The sequence below is a fragment of the Pseudomonas brassicacearum subsp. neoaurantiaca genome (genome assembly GCF_013608025.1).
Classification (GTDB): Bacteria; Pseudomonadota; Gammaproteobacteria; order Pseudomonadales; family Pseudomonadaceae; genus Aquipseudomonas.
In genome coordinates this window covers 149,570-166,481 of record NZ_VDLV01000011.1, presented here as the reverse complement: position 1 = coordinate 166,481, position 16,912 = coordinate 149,570, and the positions used below count along the sequence as shown (strand labels likewise).

Genomic DNA, 16,912 nt, shown 5'->3' with positions numbered 1-16,912 from the left:
TGATACACCGCTATCGCGAGCAAGCTCGCTCCCACATGGGGTCGCCGACTTCTTCCAGCTTGTGTGTTCATACGTAGCTAACTATCTATTTGTTTGACATTTGCTGCCTAAGCAGTAATATCTCGACATACATTCACTGCCTAGGCAGCAAACCGTCTTCCGACAACGGTATTCAGATGAAGCATTTCACTCCAGGCGACTTTCACAATTGCCATCTCGGCATGCTGCTCGGCCGTGCCGCGCTGCTCAAGGATCGGATCATCGACACCCACATGGAGCCCGTCGGCATCACCGCGGCGCAGTTCAAGGTGTTGATTATCATGGCCCAGCACGGTATCGACACCCCGGTCGAGCTGTGCCGGTACCTGTCCCTGGACAGCGGCTCGATGACACGAATGCTCGATCGCCTGGAGCAGAAAGGCTTCCTCGCTCGCCAACGCTCGGCGGAGGACCGGCGCCAGGTGCAATTGGTGCTGACCGAAGCCGGCCAGGCCCTCGCCGATCGCCTGCCGTTCATCGGTGCCGACGCGATGAATCAACTGGCCAATGCCATCAGCCGCGAGGAGCTGCAAACCCTCGAAGACATCCTCAAGAAAATACTGCTCGCCGCCGGTGACCCCATCACCGTCTTGCGATTGGGGGACAAATGAAGCGTCAAACCTTGCGTACCCGCTTGAGCCTGGTGCTGCTGGCCATGAGCCTCGCCGGTTGTGCCAGCTACAGCGGCCTGAAGACCGAAGGGGTCAGCCTCGAAGCCAAGAGCCTCCAGGCGGGACAGTCCCTGACCGGCGTCAAGCTGTCACCGGCCTCGTGGCCGAAAAGCGACTGGTGGAAAAGCCTCGGCGACCCACAACTCGATAGCCTGATCCGCGAAGCGCTGCGCGACAGCCCGGACATGCAGATCGCCAGCGCCCGGGTTCACCAGGCCAGTGCCGCCGCCTATGCCGCCAACGCCGCACGCCTGCCGACCCTGGATGCCAGCGGCAGCGTCAGCCGTTCGCGCCTGGCCCGTGACCAGGACCCGCAAGGGCAGGGCGGTGCCTACAGCACGTTGCGGTCGCTGAGCGTGGATTTCAATTACAACTTCGACCTCTGGGGTGGCCAGCGCGCCGCCTGGGAAGCCGCCCTCGGCCAGGCCCGCGCCGCCGAGATCGACCGCCAGGCCGCGCAACTGACCTTGGCTGCCGACGTGGCCCGGGCCTACAGCGACCTGGGCCAGGCCCACATCATTTATGACTTGGCCAACGAAGACCTCAAGCGCACGCGGCAAATGCTCGACCTGGGCAAGCGTCGCCTCAGTGCCGGGATCGACAGCCAATATCAGTTCCAGCAGACCGAAAGCCTGGAAGCGAGCGCCGATGCAACGCTGATCGATGCGGAAAAACGTTTGCAAAGCGCCAAGATCGCCTTGGCGGTGCTGCTGGGCAAAGGGCCGGATCGTGGCAACGAAATCGCCCGGCCCAACGTGCTGCAGGCCAGCGCCGTCGCCTTGCCGTCGAACCTGCCGGCCGAATTGCTGGGCCGCCGTCCGGACCTGGTCGCGGCGCGGTGGCGGGTCGAGGCGGCAAGCAAGAACATCGAAGCCGGCAAGACCAATTTCTACCCCAACCTCAACTTGAGCGCGGCGGCGGGAGTCCAATCGCTGTTGGGCGACGCGATGTTCGGCTCGGCCAGCCGTTTCTTCAACGTGGCGCCGACGGTGTCGCTGCCGATTTTCGACGGCGGACGCCTGCGGGCGGACCTCGATGCCCGGGACGCCGACTACGACCTGGCGGTGGCGCAATACAACAAGAGCCTGGTTGCGGCCCTTGGCGATGTCAGCGACACCATTAACCAGTTGCGCGACATCGGTCGGCAGATCGGCGCCCAGCAACATGCCGTGGATATTGCACAAAGCTCTTATGACACCGTGGTCCAGCGCTATGGCTCCGGCATCGGCAACTACCTGGACGTGCTGAGCATCGAGCAGCAATTGCTCCAGGCCCAACGCCAACTGGCGACCCTCAATGCCGAGCAGATCGACCTTTCGATCCAACTGATGCAGGCCCTGGGCGGTGGTTTCGAGACTCAAACCGTGGCTTCGGCCACACCGGCCGCCACCGCGCCGACTCACTGATTCGAGGTATTTGTCATGGCAACTGCCGAAACAACTCAACAAGCTCCACAGGACGGCAGCAATCCGCGCAAGCGCAAGGTGATGCTGCTGGCCCTGGCACTGATCGTCATTCTCGCCGGCGTGGGTGTCTGGGCCTGGCACGAACTGTATGGTCGCTGGAACGAAAGCACCGACGACGCCTACGTCAACGGCAACGTGGTGGAAATCACCCCGCAAGTCACCGGCACGGTGGTGAGCATTGGTGCCGATGACGGTGACCTGGTGCGCGAAGGCCAGGTGCTGGTGCAATTCGACCCGAACGATGCCGAAGTCGGGCTGCAAAGTGCCCAGGCCAACCTGGCCCGCACGGTGCGCCAGGTGCGCGGCTTGTACAGCAATGTCGATGGCATGAAGGCGCAGGTGCATGCGCAAGAAGCCGAAGTGCAGAAGGCCCAGGAAAACTACACCCGACGCAAGAACCTGGCCGCCGGCGGGGCGATCTCCCAAGAGGAACTGTCCCACGCCCGGGACGACCTGACCTCGGCGCAGAACGCCTTGGCCAATGCCCGCCAACAGCTCAAGACCACCAGCGCGTTGGTGGATGACACGGTGGTGTCGTCCCATCCCGACGTGCAAGCGGCGGCCGCGCAACTGCGCCAGGCCTATCTGACCAACGCCCGCAGCACCTTGATCGCGCCGGTGACCGGTTATGTCGCCAAGCGCACCGTACAACTGGGGCAGCGAGTGCAGCCGGGCACTGCGCTGATGGCGGTCATTCCGCTGGATCAGTTGTGGATCGACGCCAATTTCAAGGAAACCCAGCTGCGCGACATGCGCATCGGCCAGCCGGTGGACATCGAGACTGACCTGTATGGCAGCGACGTGAAATACAGCGGTACGGTCGACAGCCTGGGCGCCGGGACCGGCAGCGCATTTGCCTTGCTGCCCGCGCAGAACGCCACCGGCAACTGGATCAAGATCGTCCAGCGGGTGCCAGTGCGCATCCATATCAATGCCGAGGAGTTGAACAAACATCCGCTGCGGGTCGGCCTGTCGACTCAGGTCAACGTCAACCTGCACGACCAGAGCGGCCCAGTACTGGCCCAGCAGCCACCGCAAAAAGCCTCGTTCAGCACCCAGGTCTATGACCGCCAACTGGCCGATGCCGACGCGATGATCAGCCGTTTGATCCATGAGAACAGCGCGGCGACGAGCAATACCGCGCAGCGCTAAGCAGCGGTGCCGAACCTGTGGCGAGGGAGCTTGCTCCCGCTCGGCTGCGAAGCAGTCGTGAACCGGCGGGTGCGGTGTGTCTGATGCTGCGCGTTCGACAGGTTTTGGGGCCGCTTCGCGGCCCAGCGGGAGCAAGCTCCCTCGCCACGTGTTTGTCGGAGACCTTAAGAACGCCATCACGGTCCTGGCGGGCTTGCTTCGACTTCACCAACTCCGCTTCATAGGATTCTCGCAATGAGCAATAACGCGTCCTTCACGCCGCCCAGCCTGTTGCTCAGCACCATTGGCTTGTCGCTGGCGACGTTCATGCAGGTGCTCGACACCACCATCGCCAACGTTGCCTTGCCGACCATTTCCGGCAACCTCGGCGTCAGTTCGGAGCAGGGCACCTGGGTCATTACTTCGTTTGCCGTGAGCAACGCCATTGCGTTGCCGCTGACGGGGTGGCTGAGTCGTCGCTTTGGCGAAGTGAAGCTGTTTTTGTGGGCGACGATGCTGTTCGTCCTGGCTTCGTTCCTGTGCGGGATATCCACTTCCATGCCGGAGCTGATCGGCTTCCGCGTACTCCAGGGGCTGGTCGCCGGGCCGTTGTACCCGATGACCCAGACCCTGCTGATTGCCGTGTACCCCCCGGCCAGGCGCGGCATGGCCCTGGCGTTGCTGGCGATGGTCACGGTGGTGGCGCCGATTGCCGGGCCGATCCTCGGCGGCTGGATCACCGACAGCTATAGCTGGCCGTGGATTTTCTTCATCAACGTGCCCATCGGTATTTTTGCGGTGATGGTCGTGCGCCAGCAGCTCAAGGCGCGGCCCGTGGTCACCAGTCGCCAACCGATGGACTATGTCGGCTTGATCACGCTGATCATCGGTGTCGGTGCGTTGCAGGTGATCCTCGACAAGGGCAACGACCTGGACTGGTTCGAATCGAACTTCATCATTATTGGCGCGCTGATTTCAGTCGTTGCCTTGGCGGTATTCGTGATCTGGGAATTGACCGACGGACATCCGGTGGTCAACCTGCGGCTGTTTGCCTATCGCAACTTTCGCATCGGGACCATCGTGCTGGTAGGCGGTTACGCCGGATTCTTCGGCATCAACCTGATCCTGCCGCAATGGTTGCAGACCCAGATGGGCTACACGGCCACTTGGGCCGGCCTGGCGGTGGCGCCGATCGGTATCCTGCCGGTGTTGATGTCGCCCTTCGTCGGCAAATACGCCCACAAATTCGACCTGCGCCTGTTGGCCGGGCTGGCGTTCCTGGCGATTGGCCTGAGTTGTTTCATGCGCGCCGGCTTCACCAATGAGGTGGATTTCCAGCACATCGCCCTGGTGCAGTTATTCATGGGGATCGGCGTGGCGCTGTTCTTCATGCCGACCCTGAGCATCCTGATGTCGGATTTGCCGCCGCACCAGATCGCCGATGGCGCGGGGCTGGCGACGTTCCTGCGGACCCTGGGCGGCAGTTTCGCCGCCTCCTTGACCACTTGGATCTGGATCCGCCGCGCCGACCAGCACCATGCGTACCTGAGCGAAAGCATCAGCACCTTCGAGCCGGCCACCCGCGAGACGATCAATCAGCTCGGCGGCGCGAGCACACCGGTCTATGCCCAGCTCGACCAGATCCTCACCAGCCAGGCGTACATGCTCTCCACCGTGGATTACTTCACGTTGCTGGGCTGGGCGTTCATGGGGTTGATCCTGCTGGTATGGCTGGCGAAACCGCCGTTCGCGGCGAAGGCGGGGCCTGCTGCCGGCGGTCATTGAAGCAACCATGAACTCCTGTGGGAGCGAGCTTGCTCGCGATGGCGGATTCACGTTCAACATCACTGTTGACTGATCCACCGCTATCGCGAGCAAGCTCGCTCCCACAAGGGAAAGCTATGTGTGACTGGGGGGTGTATCGGGTGCCGGCAGTTGTGGCGGCGGGGCAAACCCGAACGGCGCCAACGCAAACCCCTGTTCATCCACCTGCAACGCCCAGCCTTGCTTGTCCCAATCCCCCAGCACGATACGTCTCGCTGCGTGCTCGCCCAGTTGCAGCTTGTGGATGGCGGGACGGTGGGTGTGGCCGTGGACCAGGGTCTTCACACCGTATTGCTGCATGATCCGCGGGATCTCTTCGGGCGTGACATCGACGATGTCGTTGGCTTTCATCCGCGTCTGGCTGCGGCTTTCGCTGCGCAGCTTGCGCGCCAGTTTCTGGCGACTGCCCAGCGGCAGGTGACGCAGGATGAACAGCGTGACCGGGTTGCGCAGCCAGCGGCGTAACTTCATGTAGCCGACATCCCGCGTGCAAAGGCTGTCGCCGTGCATCAGCAGTACCGGTTCGCCGTTGAACTGCACGACACTCGGATCCTTGAGCAAGGTGCAGCCAGCCGCTTTGCAGAAAGCCTGCCCGAGCATGAAGTCGCGATTGCCGTGCATGAGGAAAATGGCCGTGCCGCTGTCGCTCAATTCGCGCAGGGCCTGGCAGATGGAACGCTGGAACGGCGTCATGGCATCGTCGCCGATCCAGGCTTCGAAAAAGTCGCCCAGGATGTACAACGCTTGCGCCGAGCGGGCGCGTGTGGCGAGTAAATCCAGAAACGCCCGGGTGATGTCCGGGCGCTCCTCTTCCAGATGCAAATCTGAAATCAGCAGTATCACTCAATGATCTCGGCGTTCTCGATGATCACGTCTTCTGCCGGGACGTCCTGGTGGCCAGCCTTGGAGGTGGTGGACACGCCTTTGATCTTGTCGACCACGTCGGTGCCGGCGGTGACTTTACCGAATACTGCGTAGCCCCAGCCCTGGACGTTCTTGCCGCTGTGGTTCAGGAAGGTGTTGTCGGCAACGTTGATGAAGAACTGCGCGGAGGCCGAATGCGGCTCCATGGTACGGGCCATGGCGACGGTGTACTTGTCGTTGGAGAGACCGTTGTCGGCTTCGTTCTGGATGCTTGGACGCTTGTCTTTCTTTTCCTTCATGCCTGGCTCGAAACCACCGCCCTGGATCATGAAGTTGCCGATGACACGGTGGAACACGGTGTTGGTGTAATGCCCGGCCTTGACGTATTCAACGAAGTTGGCAACGGTAATCGGTGCCTTTTCGGCATTCAGTTCCAGGACGATGTCGCCATGGTTGGTGGTCAGTTTGACTTGGGTCATGATCACTACTCTTTCAAGGAATTCGTGGGTTTCGGGGCGCGAACGCCCGCAACCGTCTGGCTGTAATGGGCCAGGCTGGGCAGTTTAGCGTGCCGGGCACGAATTTCGAGGCTGTTTTTTATCAGGCTGTCGATTAAATTCAATCGTTTGCCGGCTCGGCCTGTCAGGTGCTTGACAGCATCGGCTATGATACGGGCTTTGATTTATCAGGCCGCACCCGGCCGCGCACTTGTATGTTCAAGGATCCTATGAGCAAGCCCACTGTCGACCCTACCTCGAATTCCAAGACCGGCCCGGCCGTGCCGGTCAATTTCCTGCGCCCGATCGTCCAGGCGGACCTGGATTCGGGTAAGCACACGCAGATCGTCACCCGCTTCCCGCCGGAGCCCAACGGTTACCTGCACATCGGTCACGCCAAATCCATCTGCGTGAACTTCGGCCTGGCCGAGGAGTTCGGTGGCGTCACGCACTTGCGTTTCGATGACACCAACCCGGCCAAGGAAGACCAGGAATACATCGACGCGATCAAGAGCGACGTCAAGTGGCTGGGTTTCGAATGGGCCGGCGAAGTGCGCTACGCCTCGCAGTATTTCGACCAGTTGCATGATTGGGCGGTCGAGCTGATCAAGTCCGGCAACGCCTACGTGTGCGACCTGACGCCGGAGCAGGCCAAGGAATACCGTGGCAGCCTCACCGAGCCGGGCCGCAACAGCCCGTTCCGCGATCGCAGCGTGGAAGAGAACCTGGACCTGTTCGCCCGCATGCGCGCCGGTGAGTTCCCGGACGGCGCCCGTGTGCTGCGCGCCAAGATCGACATGGCCTCGCCGAACATGAACCTGCGCGACCCGATCATGTACCGCATCCGTCATGCCCATCACCACCAGACGGGCGACAAGTGGTGCATCTACCCGAACTATGACTTCACCCACGGCCAGTCGGACGCCATCGAAGGCATCACGCATTCGATCTGCACCCTGGAATTCGAAAGCCACCGTCCGCTGTACGAATGGTTCCTGGAACACCTGCCGGTGCCGGCCAATCCGCGCCAGTATGAATTCAGCCGCCTGAACCTGAACTACACCATCACCAGCAAGCGCAAGCTCAAGCAACTGGTGGACGAGAAGCACGTCAGCGGCTGGGACGACCCACGCATGTCGACGCTGTCGGGTTTCCGCCGTCGTGGCTACACGCCGAAGTCGATCCGTAATTTCTGCGAGATGATCGGCACCAACCGTTCCGACGGCGTGGTGGATTTCGGCATGCTGGAATTCAGCATCCGCGACGACCTCGACCACAGTGCGCCGCGCGCCATGTGCGTGTTGCGTCCGCTGAAAGTCATCATCACCAATTACCCGGAAGGCAAGGTCGAGAACCTCGAACTGCCGTGCCACCCGAAGGAAGACATGGGCGTGCGCGTCCTGCCGTTCGCCCGGGAAATCTACATCGACCGTGAAGACTTCATGGAAGAGCCGCCGAAAGGCTACAAGCGCTTGGAGCCTGCCGGCGAAGTGCGCCTGCGCGGCAGCTACGTGATCCGCGCCGACGAGGCCATCAAGGATGCCGACGGCAACATCGTCGAGCTGCGTTGCTCCTATGACCCCGACACACTGGGCAAGAACCCGGAAGGTCGCAAGGTCAAGGGCGTGATCCACTGGGTGCCGGCCGCCGCCAGCGTCGAGTGCGAAGTGCGCCTGTACGATCGCCTGTTCCGTTCGCCGAACCCGGAGAAGGCCGAAGACAGCGCCAGCTTCCTGGACAACATCAACCCTGATTCCCTGCAAGTACTCACTGGTTGTCGTGCCGAGCCATCGCTGGGCAACGCACAGCCGGAAGACCGTTTCCAGTTCGAGCGCGAAGGCTACTTCTGCGCGGATATCAAGGACTCGAAACCTGGTGCTCCGGTGTTCAACCGTACCGTGACCTTGCGCGATTCCTGGGGTCAGTGATCAAGTCTTAAGGGAAACCCTGTGCTTACGATCTACAACACGCTCACCAAGAGCAAAGAAGTCTTCAAGCCGCTGGATGGCAACAAGGTCCGCATGTACGTCTGCGGCATGACCGTGTACGACTATTGCCACCTGGGCCACGGCCGCAGCATGGTCGCCTTCGACCTGGTGACTCGCTGGTTGCGTTTCAGTGGCTACGACCTGACCTACGTGCGCAACATCACCGACATCGACGACAAGATCATCAATCGCGCCAATGAGAATGGTGAAGCGTTCGATGCGCTGACCGAGCGCATGATCAAGGCCATGCACGAGGACGAGGCGCGCCTCAATATCCTCAAGCCGGACCTGGAGCCCCGTGCCACGGACCACATCCCAGGCATGCTGGCGATGATCCAGACCTTGATCGACAAAGGTTATGCCTACGCACCGGGCAATGGCGACGTGTACTACCGTGTCGCCAAGTTCATGGGCTACGGCAAGCTGTCGCGCAAGAAGATCGAAGACCTGCGCATCGGCGCGCGCATCGAAGTCGACGAGTCGAAGGAAGACCCGCTGGACTTCGTGCTGTGGAAAGGCGCCAAGCCGGGTGAGCCGAGCTGGGATTCGCCGTGGGGCGCCGGGCGTCCGGGCTGGCATATCGAGTGCTCGGTGATGTCCACCTGCTGCCTGGGCGAGACCTTCGACATTCATGGCGGTGGCAGCGACCTGGAATTCCCGCACCACGAAAACGAAATCGCCCAGAGTGAAGCGGCCACCGGCAAGACCTACGCCAACGCGTGGATGCATTGCGGCATGATTCGCATCAATGGCGAGAAGATGTCCAAGTCCTTGAATAACTTCTTCACCATCCGCGACGTGCTCGACAAGTATCACCCGGAAGTCGTGCGTTACCTTTTGGTGTCGAGCCACTACCGCAGCGCCATCAACTACTCGGAAGACAACCTCAAGGACGCCAAGGGTGCCCTGGAGCGTTTCTACCACGCGTTGAAGGGCCTGCCGAGCGTGCCGCCTGCCGGTGGCGAAGCGTTTGTGGCGCGCTTCACCGAAGTGATGAACGACGACTTCGGCACGCCCGAAGCGTGCGCGGTGCTGTTCGAGATGGTGCGTGAGATCAACCGCCTGCGCGAGAGCGATCTTGATGCGGCGGCGGGCCTGGCGGCACGCTTGAAGGAGCTGGCCAGTGTGCTGGGTGTGTTGCAGCTTGAGGCCGATGACTTCCTCCAGGCCGGCGCCGAAGGTCGCGTGGACGCCGCCGAGGTCGAGGCGTTGATCCAGGCGCGCCTGGCTGCGCGAGCCAACAAGGACTGGGCCGAATCCGACCGCATCCGCGACCAGCTCACCGCCATGGGCGTGGTGCTGGAAGACGGGAAGGGCGGGACGACCTGGCGATTGGCGGACTAAGCCCTTACGCACTACCAATGTGGGAGCGAGCTTGCTCGCGATAGCGGCGTGTCAGGCAACATGTTTGTCGACTGATACACCGCCATCGCGAGCAAGCTCGCTCCCACAGTTTTTTGCATGCCTACCCTGGCAATTGCCCCTTTCTGAGCTAGTACTGTCAGGTCGCTTCGACATTCCCTCTGACCGGAGTCCTCCCATGCTTGCTCACTGGTCTCTCGCGGCCATCCATCTCGTGGCGTTCGCCCTTGGGTTCTGGGCGGTGCTGACCCGCGGCACGGCGCTGCGACGCCTCGCGGGTGGCGCGGACGCAGTTCGCAATGTCCTGGTTGCGGACAATGTATGGGGACTTTCAGCGCTGGTGTTGCTGGTAACGGGTGGGATGCGCGCTTTCGCCGGGTACGAAAAAGGCGCTGACTATTACCTGCATCAGCCGCTGTTTCACCTGAAGATGACGCTGTTCGTGGCGATTCTGTTGCTTGAAATCGCACCGATGATCGCCCTGATCAAATGGCGGATAGCCCTCGGCAAAGGGGGCGCGATCGATCCATCGAGGGCGGGGCGCTTTGCACGGATCAGCCATTTGGAAGCGTTGCTGTTGATCCTGATGGTGATCGCCGCCACGGGGATGGCTCGCGGCGTAAGCTTGGGTTGACCGGCCACGAACGCCTGCTTCATCGCCATTAAAACGAAACGTCTGACAGCCATGCTACGAAGCAAGCCATTAATATCGGTTTCACGGCTGGACGAGGTCAAGGCGGATGGGGCAGGGCGAGGCGCGGTCGATATGCATCTTTAGCCAGCCTTGCGGTAATGCAAACGGGCTGGCTGCGGATTGCGGCAGGGCTCAGGGCGTTTGAGGCTTGTCCGGGGCGGTAAGGCCGGCCTGGATACGCTGATAAATCTCTTCACGGTGCACCGCAACATTTTTCGGGGCGTTGATGCCGATCCGGACTTGTTGGCCGCTTACGCCCAGAATGGTGATCGTGATGTCGTCACCAATATTTATGCTTTCACCGACTTTGCGGGTGAGTATCAGCATGGTGTTCTCCTTGATTGCTTTATAGGGCACCTGATTCAGACAGTGCAGATGTCGGTACTGCTTATAGATTAGTGCTAAGTGTCACAATGTGGGTGCCTCTTTCTGACGTGCAGATGCTGCATTAATTCCCAGGGTGCGACTATACAGAGACGCCGGGCAGGATTCTCGTGTTTTGCGCACTGTTTGGGGCGTTCTTGGCGAGAGTGGATGCTAAAATCCCCGCTTCATGTCTTGCGAGGGAATCGTTGTGCGTAAATTGGCTTGGGTTATCGCGGTATTGGCGCTGGCGGGATGCGGAGAGGGGCGCGACGTCGAGGCACCCAAGCCGAAAGCAGCGGCGAGCGCCACGCCGGCGGCCGCTACCGCACCGCAATGGGCGGTCGAGGTTCGCGGTGAGACACCCCAGGCCGTCAGCGATCTCACCGGATGGCTGATCGAGCACAGCTTCATGTCCACTGTCGTCCGGGAGGGTGGCAAGGATCGGGTTCTGGTCGGGCCGTTGAGCTCCGAGGCCGAGGCTCAAGCAAAGCAGGAGCAGATCACCGCTGCCCTGGTCCGCGCCAAGAAGCGCAACATCGAGACTCAGGTCGTGGATTACCCTACGGCCAAGTAATCGGGCCGAACAAAACCTGTGGGAGCGAGCTTGCTCGCGATAGGGGAATGCCAGTCAACATCACTGTTGGTGGATCCGCCGCTATCGCGAGCAAGCTCGCTCCCACAGTTGGTTTGTGCCGCTCACAAATGCCAGTTCAGCCGCAGGCCTTCAGGTCCACCGGGCCGACGAATTCGTTTCCACGGCCCATCACACACGCAACGCTCTGGTTGCGCTGGCGCTCCCAGGCCTGCACGGGATAGGTCTTGTCCCAGGCTTCGTACAGGCTCCGGTCCTGTTTCGAAAGGCGCAGGCCGTACTGTTTGCTCATGTAGAAATACGTCCTGGCGATCATTCCTCGGATGGAAGGGCGGGGCATGACTTTCTTGGCCTTGAAGTCCACCTGGGTCAGGCATGAGCCGTACTGGCCCTTCTGCACCGGCAGCCAACCAAAGCTGAAATTGCTGCGATCGCCATTGACCTCGCCAATGCTGGGCACCAGGTTGTGAAGGTCAGCCTCGGCCCGTTGATAGACCGGGTCATAGCGCGTGCAATTCTTTCGACCGCCTTGTTGCCAACATTGGCGCTGATGACCAATCTGCCAGGCTGGCACGATGTGCTCCCACTCGATGCGCGCGGCGCGGCTGGCATTCTTGCGCGGCACGTAACCGCAGGCCGCCAGGTTCACCCGATTGCCGGTGTACTTGCAGCCACAGTAGAACTCAGTGGATTGCGGGGCGTAGAGTTTCCAGGCGACTTTCTTGGCTTCGTTGAAGGTGCGGGGAGCAGCGGCTTGCGCGCCCAGGGCGACGAAAACGAGCGATAAAGCTAAACAGCGAACAATCATCAGGCTCAATCTTCCTTCGGCACAACCCAGAAAACCTGCACGCCGCCATCGTCGCGATAAGCGAGGGTGACGTTGTCGTTCTCGTCGATTTCTTCCAGCAGCCGTTCCCATTCATCCACCGGTTCATCAGGAAGACGGAAGATCAGCGCGGCCTTGGCTTTTTGTGCGGTGGGGGAGTTGATGATTTTCGAGACCCGAAGACCGAGTCGTGTATAGGAATCTAAGGGGGTAGTTGCAGCGGAGGGCGTGGCCACAGGATTATCCTTATTAAGCTGTACGTGCATACAGTATTTAACTGTAGGCATTTACGCAACTGCTTAAAAATCAAGAAAATCGTCTGACAGCGCTTTTTGCGTTTTGATGTAGGAAGGAGGATTTTTTTATTGAGAAGATTTTCCGTTTGCCAGAAGAACTCGGCAAACAGCTAAAGAAAATGCGCCAACGGGCGATCTTGCTTGTAGGAAATTCTTTCACGGAGCGAGACATGTCCATTTCAATCGGCTCTCCAAATGCCGCCGCCGTCACCATTGGCGGAAAATCCGCGGCCACGCTGAACGCCTTGAGCGAGGCGAGCGCCGACGCTGCCGATGAGGCCCTTGGCGAAACGCAAGAGCCCGGCAAGGTCCGTGCGAACCTGGCGACCGAAGCCGAGAGCAAGACCGAAAAAAGCGACAGCAGCCAAAGCATCGCCACAAAAATATTGCTCAAGCGCATGCAGGAGCTTCAACAGCAACTGCGTGAGCAGCAACAGCAACTCGCTGCTGCACAGGCCCGTCCTTATCCGACGCCGGATGCCAAGACGACTGCTATCCTGTCGATCCAGGGTCAGATCGCCGACACCACCGGCGCGCTGCAACAGGTAACGGGCAGTCTGATCAAGGAGCTGGCGAAAGATTCCAGCTCGGGTTCGCTGGTCAACACCACGGCTTGATCGGTAACGTTCCTGATGAAATCGGGACGTTGACAAAACGCCGATGCTTTACCATAGTTCATTCCACGCAAACGTTTGCGCGGTTGCCGCGGGACGATTTTGCTCACAATAATCATAAAATCGGAGTGAACCCATGAAGCTGCCATTCGCTGGACGCCTTCTCGCCGTCGCCATGCTCGCGGCCGCATCCGCAGCGCTGCCTTTCTCCTCGGCGCTCGCCCAGACCACGGAAAAACCCAAGGTCGCGCTGGTCATGAAGTCCCTCGCCAATGAATTCTTCCTGACCATGGAAGATGGCGCCAAGGCGTATCAAAAGGAACACTCCGCCGATTTCGACCTGATCTCCAACGGGATCAAGGATGAAACCGACACCGCCAATCAGATTCGCATCGTCGAGCAAATGATCGTATCCAAAGTCGATGCGCTGATTATCGCGCCGGCCGACTCCAAGGCCATGGTCCCGGTGATCAAGAAAGCCGTCGACGCCGGCATCACCGTGATCAACATCGACAACCAGCTCGACCCGGCCGTGGTCAAGAGCAAGAACATCAACGTGCCGTTCGTAGGCCCGGACAACCGCAAGGGCGCTCGCCTGGTGGGTGAGTACCTGGCCAAGCAGCTCAAGGCTGGTGATGAAGTCGGCATTATCGAAGGTGTGTCGACCACCACCAACGCCCAGGCGCGCACCGCAGGCTTCAAGGATGCGATGGAAGCTGCGCAGGTCAAGGTCGTTTCCCTGCAATCGGGTGACTGGGAAATCAACAAGGGCAACCAGGTTGCCTCGTCGATGCTCAGCGAATACCCGAACATCAAGGCGCTGCTGGCCGGCAACGACAGCATGGCGGTAGGCGCGGTCTCGGCCGTGCGCGCTGCGGGCAAGGCGGGCAAGGTGCAAGTGGTCGGCTACGACAACATCAATGCCATCAAGCCGATGCTCAAGGACGGTCGTGTCCTGGCGACGGCGGACCAGTTCGCTGCCAAGCAGGCTGTGTTCGGCATCGAGACCGCGCTGAAGATCCTCAAGGGCGAAAAAGTCGACAGCGGCGCCAACGGCGTCATCGAAACTCCGGTCGAGCTGGTGACCAAGTAGTTATCCTGGCGACACAACGGCGCTCGCCCGTCCGGGCGGGCGCATTGGAGAGTTTGTTATGTCCCTTCGCGACCCGAACGCTGTCCTGTGCGTCAGCGGTATCGGCAAGACCTATGCCCAGCCGGTACTGAGCGATATCAACCTGACGTTGATGCGCGGTGAAGTGCTGGCGCTGACCGGCGAAAATGGCGCCGGCAAAAGTACCCTGTCCAAGATTATCGGTGGCCTGGTCACGCCAACGACCGGGCAGATGCAATTCCAAGGGCAGGATTACCGCCCCGGCAGCCGCACCCAGGCGGAATCGCTGGGTGTGCGCATGGTCATGCAGGAACTCAACCTGCTGCCGACCCTTTCCGTGGCTGAGAACCTGTTCCTAGACAACTTGCCCAGCCATGGCGGCTGGATCAGCCGCAAGCAACTGCGCAAGGCGGCGGTCGAAGCCATGGCCCAGGTGGGGCTCGATGCAATCGATCCCGACACGCTGGTCGGAGAGTTGGGGATCGGCCATCAGCAGATGGTCGAGATCGCCCGCAACCTGATCGGCGATTGCCACGTACTGATTCTCGATGAGCCGACCGCGATGCTGACGGCCCGGGAAGTCGAAATGCTCTTTGAGCAGATCACCCGCTTGCAGGCACGCGGCGTGTCGATCATCTACATTTCCCATCGCCTCGAAGAGTTGGCGCGGGTCGCCCAGCGCATTGCGGTGCTGCGCGACGGCAATCTGGTCTGTGTCGAGCCGATGGCCAACTACAACAGCGAGCAATTGGTCACGCTGATGGTCGGCCGCGAGTTGGGCGAGCACATCGACCTGGGCCCGCGGCAGATCGGCGCTCCGGCGCTGACGGTCAAAGGCCTGACCCGGTCCGACAAGGTCCGCGACGTGTCCTTTGAAGTGCGCAGCGGTGAAATCTTCGGCATCTCCGGCCTGATCGGGGCAGGGCGCACCGAGTTGTTGCGGTTGATCTTCGGCGCCGATGCGGCCGACAGCGGCACCGTGGCGTTGGGATCGCCGGCCAGCGTCGTCAGCATCCGGTCGCCGGCCGATGCGGTGGCCCATGGCATCGCCTTGATCACCGAGGATCGCAAGGGCGAAGGCTTGCTGTTGACCCAATCCATCGCGGCGAATATCGCCTTGGGGAACATGCCGGAGATTTCCAGCGGCGGCCTGGTCAATGGCAGCGCTGAGGTGGCGTTGGCGCAGCGGCAGATCGATGCGATGCGCATCCGCAGCTCGAGTCCGACGCAGTTGGTGTCCGAACTGTCCGGCGGCAATCAGCAGAAAGTCGTGATCGGTCGCTGGCTCGAACGCGACTGCTCGGTGCTGCTGTTCGACGAGCCGACCCGTGGCATCGACGTCGGTGCCAAATTCGACATTTATGCACTGCTCGGTGAGTTGACTCGCCAGGGCAAGGCGCTGGTCGTGGTCTCTAGTGACCTGCGGGAATTGATGCTGATTTGTGATCGCATCGGCGTATTGTCCGCCGGGCGCCTGATCGATACCTTCGAGCGCGACAGCTGGACCCAGGATGACTTGCTTGCCGCCGCGTTCGCCGGCTACCAGAAACGTGATGCGCTGCTCAACGAAGCAGCGCCTAGGGAACTCTCATGAAAACCGCACCTGCCGCTGGCAAATCCACTGGCAATTTCTATGGCCTCGGCACCTACCTGGGCCTGGCCGGCGCCTTGCTGGCCATGGTCGCGCTGTTCTCGGTCCTGAGCAGCCACTTTCTGTCCTATGACACCTTCAGCACCCTGGCCAACCAGATTCCGGACCTGATGGTTTTGGCAGTCGGCATGACCTTTATCCTGATCATCGGCGGCATCGACCTGTCGGTGGGATCGGTGTTGGCGCTCGCCGCTTCGACAGTCAGCGTCGCGGTGCTCGGTTGGGGCTGGAGCGTCTGGCCGTCGGCCTTGCTCGGCATGGCGGTGGCGGCGTTGGCGGGGACGGTCACCGGTTCGATTACCGTCGCCTGGCGTATCCCATCGTTCATTGTCTCGCTGGGCGTGCTGGAAATGGCCCGGGGCCTGGCGTACCAGATGACCGGTTCGCGGACCGCCTACATCGGCGACTCGTTCGCCTGGCTGTCCAACCCGATCGCCTTTGGCATCTCGCCTTCATTCATTATCGCCTTGCTGGTGATCTTCATTGCCCAGGCGGTGCTGACCCGCACCGTGTTCGGCCGCTACCTGATCGGCATCGGCACCAACGAAGAAGCCGTGCGCCTGGCCGGTATCAACCCGAAACCCTACAAGATTCTGGTGTTCAGCCTGATGGGCTTGCTGGCCGGCGTTGCGGCGCTGTTCCAGATTTCGCGCCTGGAAGCGGCGGATCCGAACGCCGGTTCTGGGCTAGAACTGCAAGTCATCGCCGCCGTGGTGATCGGCGGCACCAGCCTGATGGGCGGGCGTGGCTCGGTGATCAGCACCTTCTTCGGCGTGCTGATCATTTCGGTGCTGGCGGCGGGCCTGGCCCAAATCGGCGCCACCGAACCGACCAAGCGCATCATTACCGGCGCAGTGATCGTGGTGGCGGTGGTGCTCGATACGTACCGCAGCCAGCGCGCCAGTCGGCGGGCTTGAACC

General features: G+C 61.1%; 17 protein-coding genes. 12 read left to right on the top strand and 5 right to left on the bottom strand.

Annotated features, from left to right (window positions below; translation table 11 throughout):
- Positions 1–176 precede the first annotated feature (176 nt).
- The 4 genes from FHK92_RS09605 (at position 177) to FHK92_RS09590 (ending at position 5,092) form a co-directional block, all read left to right on the top strand.
- Positions 177–650: a MarR family winged helix-turn-helix transcriptional regulator gene (locus FHK92_RS09605; protein WP_181287835.1), complete on the top strand. Its 474-nt coding sequence runs from the start codon at positions 177–179 to the stop codon at positions 648–650.
- The gene (locus tag FHK92_RS09600; RefSeq protein ID WP_181287834.1) at positions 647–2,116 is read left to right on the top strand and encodes an efflux transporter outer membrane subunit; all 1,470 of its coding nucleotides are present in this window, start codon (positions 647–649) and stop codon (positions 2,114–2,116) included. The genes FHK92_RS09605 and FHK92_RS09600 overlap by 4 nt, the downstream gene beginning before the upstream one ends.
- Positions 2,117–2,131: 15 nt before the next feature.
- Entirely contained in the window at positions 2,132–3,328 is a 1,197-nt protein-coding gene (locus FHK92_RS09595) for an efflux RND transporter periplasmic adaptor subunit (protein ID WP_181287833.1), read from the top strand.
- A 234-nt stretch (positions 3,329–3,562) separates the two neighbouring features.
- Positions 3,563–5,092 (top strand): DHA2 family efflux MFS transporter permease subunit, encoded by a 1,530-nt coding sequence (locus FHK92_RS09590; RefSeq protein ID WP_181287832.1) that lies wholly within the window; start codon positions 3,563–3,565, stop codon positions 5,090–5,092.
- A 114-nt stretch (positions 5,093–5,206) separates the two neighbouring features.
- On the opposite strand, the gene FHK92_RS09585 is transcribed toward FHK92_RS09590, so the two are convergent.
- Positions 5,207–5,974 carry a UDP-2,3-diacylglucosamine diphosphatase gene (locus FHK92_RS09585; RefSeq protein ID WP_181287831.1) on the bottom strand — a complete coding sequence of 256 codons (768 nt, stop codon included), beginning with the start codon at positions 5,972–5,974 and terminating at the stop codon, positions 5,207–5,209.
- The gene (locus tag FHK92_RS09580) at positions 5,971–6,474 is read right to left on the bottom strand and encodes a peptidylprolyl isomerase (RefSeq protein ID WP_181287830.1); all 504 of its coding nucleotides are present in this window, start codon (positions 6,472–6,474) and stop codon (positions 5,971–5,973) included. The genes FHK92_RS09585 and FHK92_RS09580 overlap by 4 nt, the downstream gene beginning before the upstream one ends.
- 248 nt (positions 6,475–6,722) lie before the next feature.
- Between FHK92_RS09580 and FHK92_RS09575 the strand changes: the two genes are divergently transcribed.
- The 3 genes from FHK92_RS09575 (at position 6,723) to FHK92_RS09565 (ending at position 10,476) form a co-directional block, all read left to right on the top strand.
- On the top strand, positions 6,723–8,420 hold the full coding sequence (locus tag FHK92_RS09575) for a glutamine--tRNA ligase/YqeY domain fusion protein (RefSeq protein WP_181287829.1): 1,698 nt from the start codon (positions 6,723–6,725) through the stop codon (positions 8,418–8,420).
- Between the two features lie 21 nt (positions 8,421–8,441).
- A complete protein-coding gene (gene cysS / locus FHK92_RS09570; RefSeq protein ID WP_181287828.1) occupies positions 8,442–9,824 on the top strand; it encodes a cysteine--tRNA ligase in 1,383 nt (460 codons plus the stop codon).
- A 196-nt stretch (positions 9,825–10,020) separates the two neighbouring features.
- Positions 10,021–10,476: a DUF2214 family protein gene (locus FHK92_RS09565; RefSeq protein ID WP_181287827.1), complete on the top strand. Its 456-nt coding sequence runs from the start codon at positions 10,021–10,023 to the stop codon at positions 10,474–10,476.
- A gap of 192 nt (positions 10,477–10,668) precedes the next feature.
- Here the strand turns inward: FHK92_RS09565 and csrA are convergent, their stop codons facing one another.
- The gene (gene csrA / locus FHK92_RS09560) at positions 10,669–10,863 is read right to left on the bottom strand and encodes a carbon storage regulator CsrA (RefSeq protein ID WP_003179932.1); all 195 of its coding nucleotides are present in this window, start codon (positions 10,861–10,863) and stop codon (positions 10,669–10,671) included.
- 247 nt (positions 10,864–11,110) lie between these two features.
- Here csrA and FHK92_RS09555 point away from each other — a divergent pair, with 247 nt between their 5' ends.
- On the top strand, positions 11,111–11,476 hold the full coding sequence (locus FHK92_RS09555; protein ID WP_181287826.1) for an SPOR domain-containing protein: 366 nt from the start codon (positions 11,111–11,113) through the stop codon (positions 11,474–11,476).
- Between the two features lie 136 nt (positions 11,477–11,612).
- Here FHK92_RS09555 and FHK92_RS09550 read toward each other — a convergent pair whose 3' ends face one another.
- Both FHK92_RS09550 and FHK92_RS09545 read right to left on the bottom strand, forming a co-directional pair.
- Positions 11,613–12,302, bottom strand: a complete 690-nt coding sequence (locus tag FHK92_RS09550) for an endonuclease (RefSeq protein ID WP_181287825.1) — start codon at positions 12,300–12,302, stop codon at positions 11,613–11,615.
- Between the two features lie 5 nt (positions 12,303–12,307).
- On the bottom strand, positions 12,308–12,607 hold the full coding sequence (locus FHK92_RS09545; RefSeq protein WP_176689649.1) for a DUF1654 domain-containing protein: 300 nt from the start codon (positions 12,605–12,607) through the stop codon (positions 12,308–12,310).
- A gap of 179 nt (positions 12,608–12,786) precedes the next feature.
- On the opposite strand from FHK92_RS09545, the gene FHK92_RS09540 reads away from it, so the two are divergent.
- From FHK92_RS09540 to FHK92_RS09525, 4 genes are all read left to right on the top strand, one after another.
- Positions 12,787–13,233: a hypothetical protein gene (locus tag FHK92_RS09540; RefSeq protein ID WP_181287824.1), complete on the top strand. Its 447-nt coding sequence runs from the start codon at positions 12,787–12,789 to the stop codon at positions 13,231–13,233.
- Positions 13,234–13,366: 133 nt separating this feature from the next.
- Positions 13,367–14,323, top strand: a complete 957-nt coding sequence (locus FHK92_RS09535; RefSeq protein ID WP_181287823.1) for a sugar ABC transporter substrate-binding protein — start codon at positions 13,367–13,369, stop codon at positions 14,321–14,323.
- 58 nt (positions 14,324–14,381) lie between these two features.
- Complete coding sequence (locus FHK92_RS09530; RefSeq protein WP_181287822.1) at positions 14,382–15,935, top strand: sugar ABC transporter ATP-binding protein; 1,554 nt, start codon at positions 14,382–14,384, stop codon at positions 15,933–15,935.
- A complete protein-coding gene (locus FHK92_RS09525; protein ID WP_030142123.1) occupies positions 15,932–16,909 on the top strand; it encodes an ABC transporter permease in 978 nt (325 codons plus the stop codon). The genes FHK92_RS09530 and FHK92_RS09525 overlap by 4 nt, the downstream gene beginning before the upstream one ends.
- Positions 16,910–16,912: the final 3 nt, after the last annotated feature.

Excerpts from the sequence above, each read along its gene's own strand:
- FHK92_RS09550 (WP_181287825.1), bottom strand. The coding sequence starts at position 12,302 with ATGATTGTTCGCTGTTTAGCTTTATCGCTCGTTTTCGTCGCCCTGGGC.
- FHK92_RS09580 (WP_181287830.1), bottom strand. The coding sequence starts at position 6,474 with ATGACCCAAGTCAAACTGACCACCAACCATGGCGACATCGTCCTGGAA.
- FHK92_RS09595 (WP_181287833.1), top strand. The coding sequence starts at position 2,132 with ATGGCAACTGCCGAAACAACTCAACAAGCTCCACAGGACGGCAGCAAT.
- FHK92_RS09590 (WP_181287832.1), top strand. The coding sequence starts at position 3,563 with ATGAGCAATAACGCGTCCTTCACGCCGCCCAGCCTGTTGCTCAGCACC.
- FHK92_RS09525 (WP_030142123.1), top strand. The coding sequence starts at position 15,932 with ATGAAAACCGCACCTGCCGCTGGCAAATCCACTGGCAATTTCTATGGC.
- FHK92_RS09530 (WP_181287822.1), top strand. The coding sequence starts at position 14,382 with ATGTCCCTTCGCGACCCGAACGCTGTCCTGTGCGTCAGCGGTATCGGC.
- FHK92_RS09540 (WP_181287824.1), top strand. The coding sequence starts at position 12,787 with ATGTCCATTTCAATCGGCTCTCCAAATGCCGCCGCCGTCACCATTGGC.
- FHK92_RS09535 (WP_181287823.1), top strand. The coding sequence starts at position 13,367 with ATGAAGCTGCCATTCGCTGGACGCCTTCTCGCCGTCGCCATGCTCGCG.
- FHK92_RS09605 (WP_181287835.1), top strand. The coding sequence starts at position 177 with ATGAAGCATTTCACTCCAGGCGACTTTCACAATTGCCATCTCGGCATG.
- FHK92_RS09600 (WP_181287834.1), top strand. The coding sequence starts at position 647 with ATGAAGCGTCAAACCTTGCGTACCCGCTTGAGCCTGGTGCTGCTGGCC.
- csrA (WP_003179932.1), bottom strand. The coding sequence starts at position 10,863 with ATGCTGATACTCACCCGCAAAGTCGGTGAAAGCATAAATATTGGTGAC.
- FHK92_RS09545 (WP_176689649.1), bottom strand. The coding sequence starts at position 12,607 with ATGCCTACAGTTAAATACTGTATGCACGTACAGCTTAATAAGGATAAT.
- FHK92_RS09565 (WP_181287827.1), top strand. The coding sequence starts at position 10,021 with ATGCTTGCTCACTGGTCTCTCGCGGCCATCCATCTCGTGGCGTTCGCC.
- FHK92_RS09575 (WP_181287829.1), top strand. The coding sequence starts at position 6,723 with ATGAGCAAGCCCACTGTCGACCCTACCTCGAATTCCAAGACCGGCCCG.